Origin of the sequence: Sphingomonas sp. C3-2 (assembly GCF_033025475.1) — a bacterium.
GTDB lineage: Bacteria > Pseudomonadota > Alphaproteobacteria > Sphingomonadales > Sphingomonadaceae > Sphingobium_A.
Map to the genome: position 1 here is coordinate 2986157 of NZ_CP130322.1, position 12849 is coordinate 2999005.

A 12849-nucleotide genomic window follows, 5' to 3' on the forward strand; every position below is an offset into this window, starting at 1 on the left:
CCTCCGTCACGCCGCATGGCGCTCGCCGACCCGCTGAAGCGGATACCGCTCCAGCAGTCGGGCGAGCACGGTGGGGCCGTCGCTTCCGGTCGGGATGAACAGCCGCAGCTTCCAGGAGATGATCTCCGAGATCAGTCCCATCGCCTTCAGCCGATCCCGCATCGTGTCGGTGAAACCGTCCAGTTCGATGCGGTGCACGCCCATGACGCGCACCCGGCGAAGCTGGAGCCCTTCGGCGAGATCGAGGATGGCCTGACCATTCATCAGCGCCGTGAAGGCGGCGTCGGGCGCGAGCACAGGGCCATTGTCGTTCACGGTGGCGGTCGCCGCCCAGGCAGGCGACACCCGGCGGCCGACGATGCGCTCGCCGTCGTCGGTCTGGAGCCGGTAGACGCGAGTGGATTCCTGCGGCAGCCGCTTCCAGATCGGCAGCAGAAGCCCGGCGACGATGTGCATGGTGCTGGTCGCAAACTCCGGCACATCGACAAGTTCCGCCTGCCATGCCCGCTCGAACGCGCCTCGATCGGCTTCGCGCCACTGGGTTTCCGCCATGGCCGCGAGCGGAAGCGACGTCGATTCCATCGGCCGGACAAGCCGGATGCGCGCTTCCACGCTTCCATCATCTAGTTGCAGGCCGCGCGTCGGTATCTGCACGGCAGCACGTCCGGACTGCGCGTTGACCAGCAATCTGGCGCGGCGATCGCGCAGATGGTCGAAGGCGTCATCTAGCGTCACCGGCCTGTTGCGGTCCTTGCGTTCGATGGTCAGCAATCGCGTCTCCGCTCTCGTGCCCGGATGGGTATAGATGGTAGCGCGGTCGACGATCTTGAAGCTCTCGGCCTGGAGCGTCTCCAGTCCCAGCTCATAGGTTCCACTCGCAATCGCCCCCTCGATGCGGGCGGTCAGCAGATCCTCGAACCGCGTGAACAGGATGTTCTGGAGGTCGATGGTGAGCGCCAGCATCCGGTTGAGGAAGGTGGTGATCGGGGGCAGTTCGTCCCGAAGACCGCCCTCATCGCCGAGCGTCAGGCCGGTCGCGGCTTCGAACTCGCCGAGCGAACAGCCCTCGACCTTGCCGCTGAAGATCAGCCGGTAGAGCTGGCGCAGCGCATCGCGCGCATACCAGGATTCCAGATTATCCTCGGGCCGGAACAGCCCCTGGCCGCCGGTCTGGCGCTGGCCGCGCGTAATCGCGCCGAGGGAATCGAGCCGCCGCGCGATGGTCGAGATGAACCGCTTCTGCGCCTTCACATTGGTCGTGACCGGCCTGAACAGCGGCGGCTGCTTCTGGTTGGTGCGGTTAGAACGGCCGAAGCCCTGAATCGCATTGTCGGCCTTCCAGCCCGCCTCGAGCAGATAATGGACGCGCAGGCGCTGGTTCTTCGCGCCGAGATCGGCGTGATAACTGCGCCCGGTGCCGCCCGCGTCCGAGAAGATCAGGATGCGCTTGGCGTCGCTCTGGAAAGCGTCGGTCTCGGATATATTGGCCGAGCCCGGCCGGTTCTCGACGACGAAGTGGTCGATGCCGTCCGATCCGCGCCGCTTGACGATGCGCCGCGAGCGGCCTGTGACCTCCGCGACCACATCCGTGCCGAAATGGTGAAGCACCTGGTCGAGCGCGGCCGGAACCGGCGCCAGCGAAGCGAGCCGCTCGATCATCCGGTCCCGGCGTTCGATGGCATCGCGCGATTCAACCGGATGGCCGTCCTTGTCGGTGACGGGCCGGGACGAAAGGTTGCCTTCGCTGTCGCTGAAGGGCTCATAGAGCTGCACCGGGAAGCTGTGTTCGAGGTAGGAGAGAACATATTCACGGGGCGTCACATCCACGCGAACATCATCCCATTCCTCGGTCGGGATGTCGGCGAGGCGGCGCTCCTGCAGGGCCTCGCCGGTCGAGACGATCTGGATGATGGCGGCATGGCCGGCTTCGAGATCGCGTTCGATGCTGGCGATCATCGCCGGGGTCTGCATCGCCGTAATAAGGTGATTGAAAAAACGCTGTTTCGCCGACTCGAAGGCGCTGCGGGCGGCCGACTTCGCCTGGCTGTTGAGGTTGCTGCCGGCGGCGCGCATGGCCGCGTCGAGATTGTTATGGATCACCTGAAACGCCCCGGCATAGGCGTCGTAGATGGCGATCTGGGGCGCGGTCAGCGCGTGTTCGAGCATCTCATATTCGACGCCGTCGAAGGAGAGCGACCGCGCCGAGTAAAGACCGAGCGCCTTCATGTCGCGGGCGAGCACCTCCATCGCCGCGACCCCGCCATTCTCGACCGCGCCGATGAACTCCCCGCGGGTGGCGAACGGGAAATCCTCGCCGCCCCAGAGGCCAAGGCGCTGGGCATAGGCGAGGTTCTGCACGGTGGTCGCGCCGGTCGCAGAGACATAGACGATGCGCGCGTCCGGCAGCGCGTGCTGGAGCCGCAGGCCTGCACGGCCCTGCTTCGACGGCGCCTGATCGCCGCGGTCGCTCTTGCCACCGGCAGCATTGGCCATCGCGTGGGATTCGTCAAACACGATCACCCCGTCGAAATCTGCCCCGAGCCAGTCGACGATCTGCTGGACGCGGCTCGCCTTCTCCCCGCGATCCTGGGAGCGCAGCGTGGCGTAGGTCGTGAACAGGACGCCCTCGTCGAGCATGATCGGCTTGCCCTGGCGGAAGCGCGAGAGCGGCGTCACCAGCAGACGCTCCTGACCGAGCGCCTCCCAGTCGCGCATGGCGTCCTGGTGCAAGGTCTCGGAGCGGCTCACCCAGACCGCGCGGCGGCGGCCCTTCCGCCAGTTGTCGAGGATGATGCCGGCGACCTGGCGGCCCTTGCCCGCGCCGGTGCCGTCCCCCAGCATCCAGCCGCGCCGGAAGCGCACGGCGGCCTTGGCATCGTCCGGTGCGGCGGAGATAACGTCCCAGGTCTTGTCGACGGTCCAGGCACCCGCGAGATGTTCGCCATGCGCTTCGCCCGCGAGAATTATGGATTCGAGCTGGGCGTCGGAGAGGATGCCGTCATCGACCAGATGCGCCGGGAGCGAGGGCCGATAGCTCGGCACCGGCGGCGGCACCGAAGCCATCGACGCCGACTGGACCAGCGGAGTCGGATGCGGCCGGGCGCCGGGGATGCGGATTGATTGGAGCGCATAGGGCTCGTAGATCGCATCGGTCAGATGGCCGTGACCCGGGACAGCTTCAGCGCAGGGCGTATAGGCCAGCTCGATGCCCTCGATCACGGGCGCTGGAACCACGGGCCGGGCAGCGGCGACGCGGCGTACCGGGCGAGCAGCCATCGTCTGGACGGCGAGCGGCGCGCCGGGCGGCGGGGCATCTGGTGCGGGGGTGCGCGGCGGCACCTGAGCCAGCACCATGTCCAACAGTGCGGACGTATCGGGGGCAACGCCTGGAGCGTCAGGGAAACGGCGCGGATCATCGGCAGGCGTCCGGTCGATGACGGTGAGCCGCGTGTCGATCGTGGTCCCGTGCTTGCGATAGACGCGGCCGTCGATCGCCGCCGAGAACAGGACGCGGCCACGCTCCTGGAGTGCGACAAACGCTTGCGTGAAGGCGGGATTGTCGGGCGCGCAGGAGGCGCCGGTGATAACGACAAGACGGCCGCTAGGCCGCAGGCGGGCCAGCGCCGAGCCGATATGGCGCAGCGCCGCATCCTTCATCCGGGCATCGACATGGGCGATCGCCGAGAATGGCGGGTTCATCACCACCACGTCGGGCACGGCGGCGGGATCGAGATAGTCGTGGATATGAGCGGCATCGTGCGCGGTGACGCCGACCTGCGGGAACAGCAGGTCGAGCAGTGCGGCGCGGGTTTCGGCCAGCTCGTTGAGCATGAGACGGCTGCCTGCAATCTCGGCCTGGATCGCCAGCAGGCCTGTGCCCGCCGAGGGTTCGAGCACGCGCTCGCCCGGCTGGAAACCGGCCGCGACGCCGGCGACATAGGCGAGGCCGGCCGGCGTCGAGAATTGCTGGAGCGCCTGGGAGGTTTCCGAGCGGCGGGTATGGGTGGGCATCAACCCCGCGATCTTCTCGATCAACGCGAGACGTGCTTGCGGATCAGCGTATTTGCGGAAGAGCGTATTGGCGTATTTCCGCAGGAACAGGGTCTGAGCTGCCTCGCAGGCGTCATAGGCCGCCTTCCAGTCCCACAGCCCTTCGGCGTCGGACCCGCCGAAAGCGGTTTCCATCGCGCCGCGCAGCGCGGGCGCGTCGACGGGACGGCCGCTTTCGAGGTGAGGCAGGATGAGCTGCGCGGCGGCAAGCAGCTTCTCGGCGGCATCGGCGAAATGACGCGCAGCGCCAAGCGGCACGGCGGCGAGTGCCGTGGAACGTGTGAAGGTCATGGGGAATCTCCGGAAGAGGTGCGGGATCGCAAACCGGCGGACCCTCTCTCTCAACCCGCCAGGCTCACCCCGTTCCGGCTTTCCACTTCCTCTCCGAGATTACGGGTTCCGAACAATGCAAACTGCGCATCCTGCGCCAGCCCGACCGGATCGATACGAGACTCTGACATGCGAACAAAAAAATGGGCGACCCCATGACGGGGCCGCCCGGATTGATCAGACTTCCAGATGCCGGGCCTCGTCGATTACGAAGCCGAAGCGCGCGGCGACATATTCATCGGATGGAACGAGGAAACGCCGCTCATCACCGTGATCGCGGCGACCGCCGAGCCGCGCGATGCAATCCGTCATTTCGGGATGCTCGTTTGATCGGATTGCGGACACGACCACCCAGTCGTGCCGGTGGTTATCGCCAAAAAGCCGCCGGTCATTCTCGACAGATTCACCGGGCGCCAGGAAACGACCGTGGATCGCCTCCCAGCAGTTCGGGTAATAGTCGCGCAGTGTCTTCTCTGCATGACGCCGTTCATAGGCCGTGAAGAGATCGGGGAAGCCCGTCGCGACCTTCGCCCATTCTGCATCTTCTTCATACCAGCTACCGGCAACCCTTATGGCCGCTGGCATCCTCGCGTTATGCGCGCGATCGAGCTTGATGCCTCCATGGCTGGCGGTGGAATGGAAGACCACGCCATCGGCGTAGATCTCGCTGGACTGGGATTTTCCCCAGGGCGTCGCAACCTTTCCGTTACCGCGTTTGCGATCGAGCCTCAGTAATTCCTCCCTGTGCCGGACCAGTTCGGCGATTAGGTTATTGAACCCCAGCGCATCCGCGACGACGGCGATTGCGCCATGGAAATCATCGCGCCGCCATTCGCTCATCGGCTTGCGGAGCCGCCAGCGGTTCGCGACCCGCAGGCCGCTCCGACCTGGAATGGCGGCGTAGGCAGTGTCGTCGACAAGCGCGGCGAGATCGCCATCGACGGTGCGGCCATAGGTGGCCGGAACCAAAGGCGCCGCGTTCATGCCGCCCTCCTGAGGGTCGAGACGACGGGTTCATCCTCGACAAGCTGGAGGACGAGATTGGAATAGCGGTTCCGGGAAACCCAGCTTTCGGCGTCCGCCATATTGGCGGCAAGATGTTGTAGTTCGTGCTTACCGTTCCAGCGGGTGAGAACCCGCACCATGCCCGGCTGCGGCAATTCGAGAACGTCGAATCGAAGGTCGGTCGTGACCATATAGTGTCGACGCACGACAAGGACCGGCGTGATGCCGGACATGAAGGTACCCTCGTGGAGCACGAAGCTTGCCGGGTAGGTGCTGCCGCCCATAACCGCCGACCGCTCTCTCTCAAGCCGGCCGGCTCACCCGCTTCCCCGCCGCCCTCTCACTCTGGCCGCCGGTCCGGAGACGCAGCCGACGACAGACCGATCACTCCCTCAGCGACCCTGCGGCAATATCCGCCAGCCACTCCAGGGCCTCTTCCACGTCTGCGTTATCCTCTTCGACAAGCCGCGCGAGAGCGACAGCGCCGTTGCGGCCCAATTGGCCAAGGCGCTGAAGTACGGTGAGCAACACAGGCGCAAGCGCCTCCGGGCCGGCGTTTTCGATGTCGGAAATCTTCATGGGTCAGTCTCCATTGCCTGGGAGGAAAAGACCCGAGCGCAGGGCGCCCGGGCGTTGATCACCGGCAGAATCCCGCCGGCCTGCGCGGTTCAGCGGGCAGCGAGTTCGCGCTCGGCTGCGAGAGAAATCGCTCGCGTCGCGGCCTTGAAGGCGGCTTCTCCCTCTTCATGGGAGAGATCGCTCGCCGCCTTCACATCGAGGGACGCCTGACGAATATCCGCGTTGCTCACATCGGCGATCTGGAGACCATCCGGCGCTTCCGTCTCGAAGACCACGTCCACTGTCGCGCGGACATGCTCCTCGCAGAGGCGAAGCAGGACATGCGAGCCGAGCCCCGGCTCGACGCCGAGCGGCCCATATTCCGCGATGCCGAGCATTTCATCGAGCATGGACTCAGTGCTGCGCACCATGATCTCGTCGGCCGTGATCAGCACGGCCATGCCGCCGAAACCGTCTGGCCGCATTTTCGTGCAGGTCCAGGCGGACATGGCGGAGACATAAGGAAGTGCGGACGAGCGCCGGACGATGCTCTGGAAAAACACTTCCCAACTGGAATCCGACAGGTCCAGTTGCAGATAGGCGTCATCATCACCGAGTTCGGCGAGGCCCGCCCGGACCGTGTCTGCTGCCGCGCTTTCAATATCGCCGGACAAGGCGAGTGCTGCGCGGACCTCGTCGACAGGATAGGCGGGCATGTCATTGGCGCCCTGTTCGGCATAGAAATAGAGGCCGTCTCCATCAACTTCACTGCTGAAGATGCGCGAGAGGATCAGCCGTTCAAGCGCGGTCATCGCGCTCAGCGGAATGGTGGGCTGGACCACCGTGGAACAGTAATAATCAGCCATATCGGGTCTCCAAAAACGCGAAAGCCCGGCGCGTGGCCGGGCTCTCGATGAAGGTGATGGGGTATAAATCAGGACGCTGGGGGGCTTTCGATCGCGAAAGGGTCCACCAGCTTGTGGATCGGCTGCGCGCGGCCCATCCAGGGCTGCGGCCGGATGCAGCGCACCCAGTCCGCGAAGCTCGGTATGAAGCCGAGATCCTCCAGGACATGTTGTTCACCGATCAAGCGGGCCGGAACGACCCGGCCGCTTGTGACCGTGATGGTCGCGCCGAAAAACCGCTCGAGCATGAAAATGCCCTCGGCGTGATGGCGCAGCGCGCGGTGGCGGAAGTCAGCGGTGATCGCCTTGGACTCGTCGAACCACTGATGCAGTGGCAGATAATCCTCGGCCGAGCCGCCCCATTTCCGCACGGACGAGAGCGCGTGATGATAGCAATGGCCCATCATCGCCTCCCTATAATTCGTAATAATGGTTTTCAGACCGTTCGATCCGATAATTGAAATCGATCACGACAGTCCCGGCGGCGACGTCAAAGGTGAACTCGCCATAGCCGCCTTCATTGTTCTCCCAGCCGCCATGCTTGCTTTCGAGGAGGTCGTAACACATCGCCTCGATCGCATCCGAGAGTGGGACCGTTACATGCCGGACCTCCTCGTCGTGACATTCACAGCGAGCGAGCACGACAGATGTATCGGGCAGGTCAGCACTGCTCTCACCGGAGCGCGCGTCAATCTCTTCGATCTGACCGCTGTCACCGCCGCCATCGAACCGCACAGTGACAAGGGTGATGCCAGATCCTGCCAGAACAGACAGGACGGCAGCCTTATTGGCGGGAAAGATCTCGCTCGCTCGTTTCTCATATTCCGCCTGGCGTGCCAGGAAGGCGGTCATGTCGAACGTGGGAACAAAAGGCGTATTGCTCATTGTCGATCTCCGAAAATGAATAAGCCCGGCGCGTGGCCGAGCTGAGAATGGGATTGTAAGAAAGACGGTGCGGGACGAGGCAGCGACTGCCAGCTCGCCCCGCACCAGCATTCAGGCGGCGATATCGTATTCTTCGTCGCCCTCCTGGTCGTTGGCGGCTTCCTGCTCGGCGAAGGTGTCATCCCCGTCGAGGAAGGCCGGCAGCGCGTCCGCCTCACCCGTCAGCGGCAGCGGCTCATCGATGACCGGGGTCCGCAGCGGCTCGGGGAGCCAGTCCGCATCGGCCAGCAGGCGTTCGGCCTCGCGCGCCATGTCGCCCTTCTTCAGATGGTCGATCAGGCCCGCGGTTTGCGGTCCCTTCGCCTCGGCGACCGCCTCGAGGATGCGCGGTTTCGCGACCCGGTTGAGGTAGTTGTCGAAGGTCGGACGCCAGCCCGCGCCGATCATGTCGAGACCCACCGCACGCGCCAGCACATTGGCATGGTCGATACGGCGGGCGACGCAGCGTACGGAGACACGGCCACCGCCATGCTTGGGGACCGGCTCCCACTGTGCGTTCACCGAATAGGCGGCGCAATGGGCGAACAGACTGGCCTGTTCGCTGCCGTCGAGCTGCTGGAGCGCATCCCAGACATCCTTGTCGGCCTGGGGAAGCCGCTCCTTCCAGCGGGCGTGACGCTCCTGGATGGATGCCGCCGACGGACTGCTGCGCAGGTCAGCGCCCTGGAACGGCATGGAGACGCGGTGGACGCCCAGTTCCATGCAGCTTTCGGTACGGCCGATGTAGAAGACCGAGAGCACCATGGCGTGCAGCACGGCGGCGAAGGCCACCGAAGGCGACTGCGCGAAGGCATCCTGAAGCGCCAACGTGCGGGCCGCGGTCAGTTCGGCGACGAGCCGGTCCGGGAGCGGCTTGATGACCTCGCCGTCGTCATCGTCATCATTCGTCGTCGGCGCGGCCGGGGCCGTGCGGGCTTCGGGATCGGCAACTTGCCCGCCGATCTCATCGGGGGAGTGGTCAGATCGGGCATCGGACGCCTCTTCGGCGCCGTCGTCGGCATCTTCCGCCTCCGGCTCATCCTCGGCGCGGACATAACCGCGATCGATATAGAGTGTGCCGTCGTCCTCGAGACCGATGAACACACCGGCATTGTCGATCTCGGCAGCATCGAACACCCGGTTGCCCTGGGCGAGAACACCCAGCTCGGCGTCGATGGCGGAGACCCGCAGCTCCACGTCGGCCGGAATGTCGGGCTTGCCGTCCCATTTGGCCTCAAGAGCATCAGCCTCGGCCCGCAGGGCGACGATTTGCGCCTCCTGCGCCTCGGACAGCGGCTGCACCTGGCTGGCGATGGCACGGCAGTCCTCGTCATAGCCGTAGGGAAGATCGACCAGCGCCTCGACCCACTTCCAGCCTTCACCCATGACCGTGTCGGCTTCCACGCGCAGCTTCTCGTCGACCAGACGGTCGAGCAGGGCCGGGTCGGAGAGCCAGCCGCCATCGTCGGGTTCGAACAGGTCGCGGATGGGACCAGCGCCGCCGGCGGCGATATAGGCGTCCAGCCCGATGAAGCGGACACGCTTGTCCGTCACCTCGACCTTGTCCTCCAGCAGCTTGGACTTGATGAACCAGGACGACTTGTTGTTGCTTTGCGCGAGTTGCGCCCACAGATCCTCCTGACGCTGGTGACCGTCGCTCACCGTAAACGCCATGAGCTGGTCGAGGGTCATGTCGCCTTCGGCATAGCATTCGTGCAAGGCAGGCGAGACTGACGCGAGCTTGAGGCGCTGGCGAACGACGGCAGGCGTCACGCGGAAGTGGGCGGCGATCGCCTCCTCCTGCTCGCCCTTGTCGAACAGGGTCTTCATCGCCCGGAATTCATCGAGCGGGTGGAGTGGCTCGCGCTCGCTGTTCTCGGCGAGCGAATCTTCTTCGGCCGGGACCGGATCGTTCGCCGCCTTGACCACGCAGGGAACCGGCGCATCCTTGGCGAGCCGCTTGCGCTTCACCAGGATCGCCAGCGCACTGTAGCGGCGGCCACCGGCGGGGATCTCGAACATGCCGGTGTCTTCGCCAGCCTCGTCGAGCACGGGCCGGACGTTGAGGCCGGTGAGCAGGCCGCGGCGTTCGATATCATTGGCCAGATGCTCGATGGTCACGCCATGCTTCACGCGGCGGACGTTCGATTGCGAAAGGACCAGTCTGTCGAACGGAATGTTCTGGGACTGGTTGAGGGTGATCTTCGATGGGGCTTTCGCCATGACACGTCTCCATGACGGGCGGCCGGAAGTCTCTCTCCCAGCCTCCAACCCGTCACGAAAACCAGGGCCTCCCTCTCACTCTTTCCAGCCGGCAGGCAAGACGCAGCGGATTTGCGGAAATCCGTATTGTCGGATCTACGAAAGGACACTGCGTAGCTCGTGCTCAAACCGCTGCGGTTCGGTGGGAAGGAGTATTCGGCCACCATCACCGATATTCATCGGGCAAATCCTCCTGGTTGCCCTGCCAGATAATCCGGTCACCCTCATAAACGGTGACCATGCCATCATGGGCCGGGACCGACATCGCGGCGTCGGCCTGGAAGTTGAGGCAGGTGAAGCCGGGCGCGGTGGCGGAAAAGCTCACAGGCCGCCCCTCGGCGATCAGTACCCGATCACACTGGCCGATTGGCTGTTTCACAGGGCGTTTCGTTATACCTGCGCGAAACGCGTCGAATGCCGCAAGAAGCGTTGCAGCAGGCGCATGCCAGTGACGACAATGGCGGCAGCACCGGAGGCGATGCTGTAGTTCTCGTCCCGCCGGACGGTCCTTATGGCCGCTCATGACACGGCACCGTCGACCGCGGAGGATCGAGATCCTGCTCTTCGTTGTCGTTGGGCCGTGGCAAGGACTGGCCGGAATGCGAGAATATGACCCGCCGCGCGAGATGCGGCGCTTGCTGCCTTAAGGACCGCTTTGTTGTCTTCGCGCATAAGCGCAAGCCAGGCGCCGATATAGTCGCTGTGACGAACGGTGGGCACGATCCCGAGTTCGGCGCAAAGGAAGGCGCCCGAAAGCTCAGCGACCAGTTCTTCGCGGGCATAGGCGTCGGTTCCGAATGTCTCCGCCTGGTTTCGATCGAGGCGTGAACGGTGGCCGGTCCAGTGCGACAGCTCATGAAATGCTGTTCGATGCCAGTCGATGGGTTCAAAGAAATCCGCAGGGCACGGCACCTGCACGAAATCATGAAGCGGATCATAGAAGGCTTGCGTCCCGCCGATCCGGAAATCAGCGCCAGTTTCCTGGATCAGCGCCTCGGCTGCGGGAATGATGAGGGAGGTGTCCGGCGCGCGCTGCGAGCTTGTGAACTCAGAGGGCAGGCCATCGCACTGATCGACCGAGAAGACCGTGAAGTGCCGGAGGAACGGGACTGAGGCGACCGGCTCACGGCCTTCGTGTTGGGCGCACAGGCGTTCGTCACGGGTGGCGACGCGGTGTGTGTAGATGATATCGGTGCCCTGTTCGCCCCGGCGAACCGTGCCGCCCAGCGAGCGGGCCTGCCGAAACGTCAGGAAGCCCTGTCCGGAAAGCCCTCTTGAAGCCATCGCGTGCCAAAGGGTCAGGACATTGATGCCGCTGTATTTCCGGCCACTGACGATGTTAAAGGGTATGCCCACCGGAGCAGCGGCACTGGCCCAGGGCTGGACCCAAGGCACGCTTCCCGCCTCCAGTTCGGCGATGATACGATCGGTAATCGTCTGATGTAGATTAGTCCGGGCAGCGCCTTTTCGATGCCCGCGAGAACGATAAGCCATCGCGTGTCTCCGCGACGGGCGGCGCGAGGCTCTCTCGCACCCCTCAACCCGTCACGGCCGAACCCGGCCTTCCTCTTTCTCTAGGTTCTATGTGGCAGCGTACAATCAGCCGCGCGGCTCACCGCCAAGAGGGCGGTGTCCCCCTGTGATGCCCAAGCTTTGCGTGTCGTTCTCTCGCTACACTTCAGGTGCGACTTGAGCGATCCAGCATGTCAGTTCGTTACAGGGGTCTGGGTTGGCGCACGTTTAAGTTCGATCTTCTGCCAACGAACATCAGCACGTGAAAGAAGATCAGGACTATCTCCCAAGAGATGAACGGCGAGATTTTGTGTCTGTCCTAGCCGGACCACTTCTTCGAAAGATACTGCGTGGATAGAACGCGCCTTGTCAGTCGGGCCAATGCGCAGCGTCAGGTAAATCGACCCATTTGGGCCAAGCAGCCCGCCAAGACGCTGCAAGGCCTTTGGGCGATCGGCGGGAAGTATGTGCATCCAGACCGCGCTCAGCATGATCAGATCATAGCCCCCGCTCGGAACGCTGCGTAAATCCGGCAAGGCGTCATCGATCCACACGACCTTGTCGGACCGATGACGCATTTTCGCGAGCTGTCGCATCTTGGAGGATGGCTCGACTGCGATGACGTCGTGGCCATGTCCGGCAACCCAGGCAGCATCACGCCCCGAGCCGGCGCCGATTTCGAGTACTTTCAGGCGCGCATTCGAGGTCAACAACGGGACAAGGTCAGGATGCGCCGCTTCGAAACTGATCGCCTCATAGCCGTCAGCCAACTCGGCGGCGTGCCGGTCATAATAGGCGATCGAGGAGCGGCTGGTCGGATCCGAGGACATTGAAGGACAAAAAACTCCGGCGAGGAATGCTATGACTGCGGCGACGGCGCCGAGCAGCTCCTGGCGATAGGTGACACCGATGAGGAAGAGACTGATCGCGGTGGCCAAGCCCAGCAGCCACTGAAACGTGCGCTGGACCAGTCGGCTCCGTGTAAACAGGCTTTCACCCTTGGCCGAGACATGACCTTCGGGATAGGCGTTCTCGAACCAGGTCAAATAGCAGCCCATGATATAGCGCAGTCGTCCCAGGGCGACGATGAGACCCATATTCCCTACTGCCGCCAGAAGCAGCAGGCAGACCTGGAATGCCTTGTTGGCCTCGACTTTTGACACACCGAACCAGAGACCGCCCGTCAGCGTCATTGCGATTAGCGGAATCTGCCACATCAGACCGTTGAGCGACCGGAAATGCTCCGCATTCTGGTTGTAGGCGGCCAGAAACTTGTCGTCGTCGAACTTGGCCAAGACCTGCT

At 64.1% G+C, this 12849-nt stretch carries 11 protein-coding genes; all 11 read right to left on the reverse strand.

Annotation, left to right across the window (positions count from 1 at the left end; translation table 11 throughout):
• Positions 1–6: 6 nt before the first annotated feature.
• Positions 7–4341 (reverse strand): strawberry notch-like NTP hydrolase domain-containing protein, encoded by a 4335-nt coding sequence (locus tag QYC26_RS14350; protein ID WP_317512903.1) that lies wholly within the window; start codon positions 4339–4341, stop codon positions 7–9.
• A gap of 216 nt (positions 4342–4557) precedes the next feature.
• Positions 4558–5364, reverse strand: a complete 807-nt coding sequence (locus QYC26_RS14355; protein WP_317512904.1) for a DUF7007 domain-containing protein — start codon at positions 5362–5364, stop codon at positions 4558–4560.
• Entirely contained in the window at positions 5361–5669 is a 309-nt protein-coding gene (locus QYC26_RS14360) for a hypothetical protein (protein ID WP_317512905.1), read from the reverse strand. Before QYC26_RS14360 ends, QYC26_RS14355 begins: the two co-directional genes overlap by 4 nt.
• Positions 5670–5769: 100 nt before the next feature.
• Positions 5770–5964, reverse strand: coding sequence for a hypothetical protein (locus QYC26_RS14365; RefSeq protein ID WP_317512906.1), 195 nt, complete (start codon positions 5962–5964; stop codon positions 5770–5772).
• Positions 5965–6053: 89 nt separating this feature from the next.
• Complete coding sequence (locus QYC26_RS14370) at positions 6054–6809, reverse strand: hypothetical protein (RefSeq protein ID WP_317512907.1); 756 nt, start codon at positions 6807–6809, stop codon at positions 6054–6056.
• A 68-nt stretch (positions 6810–6877) separates the two neighbouring features.
• Positions 6878–7252, reverse strand: coding sequence for a DUF6915 family protein (locus QYC26_RS14375; protein WP_317515080.1), 375 nt, complete (start codon positions 7250–7252; stop codon positions 6878–6880).
• A gap of 10 nt (positions 7253–7262) precedes the next feature.
• Positions 7263–7733, reverse strand: coding sequence for a DUF6878 family protein (locus QYC26_RS14380; RefSeq protein WP_317512908.1), 471 nt, complete (start codon positions 7731–7733; stop codon positions 7263–7265).
• Positions 7734–7844: 111 nt separating this feature from the next.
• Positions 7845–9995, reverse strand: coding sequence for a ParB N-terminal domain-containing protein (locus tag QYC26_RS14385; RefSeq protein WP_317512909.1), 2151 nt, complete (start codon positions 9993–9995; stop codon positions 7845–7847).
• Positions 9996–10200: 205 nt separating this feature from the next.
• Entirely contained in the window at positions 10201–10413 is a 213-nt protein-coding gene (locus tag QYC26_RS14390) for a hypothetical protein (RefSeq protein WP_317512910.1), read from the reverse strand.
• 140 nt (positions 10414–10553) lie between these two features.
• Positions 10554–11528: an ArdC family protein gene (locus QYC26_RS14395; RefSeq protein WP_317512911.1), complete on the reverse strand. Its 975-nt coding sequence runs from the start codon at positions 11526–11528 to the stop codon at positions 10554–10556.
• Between the two features lie 212 nt (positions 11529–11740).
• Positions 11741–12841, reverse strand: a complete 1101-nt coding sequence (locus QYC26_RS14400; protein WP_317512912.1) for a class I SAM-dependent methyltransferase — start codon at positions 12839–12841, stop codon at positions 11741–11743.
• Between the last annotated feature and the right edge of the window lie 8 nt (positions 12842–12849).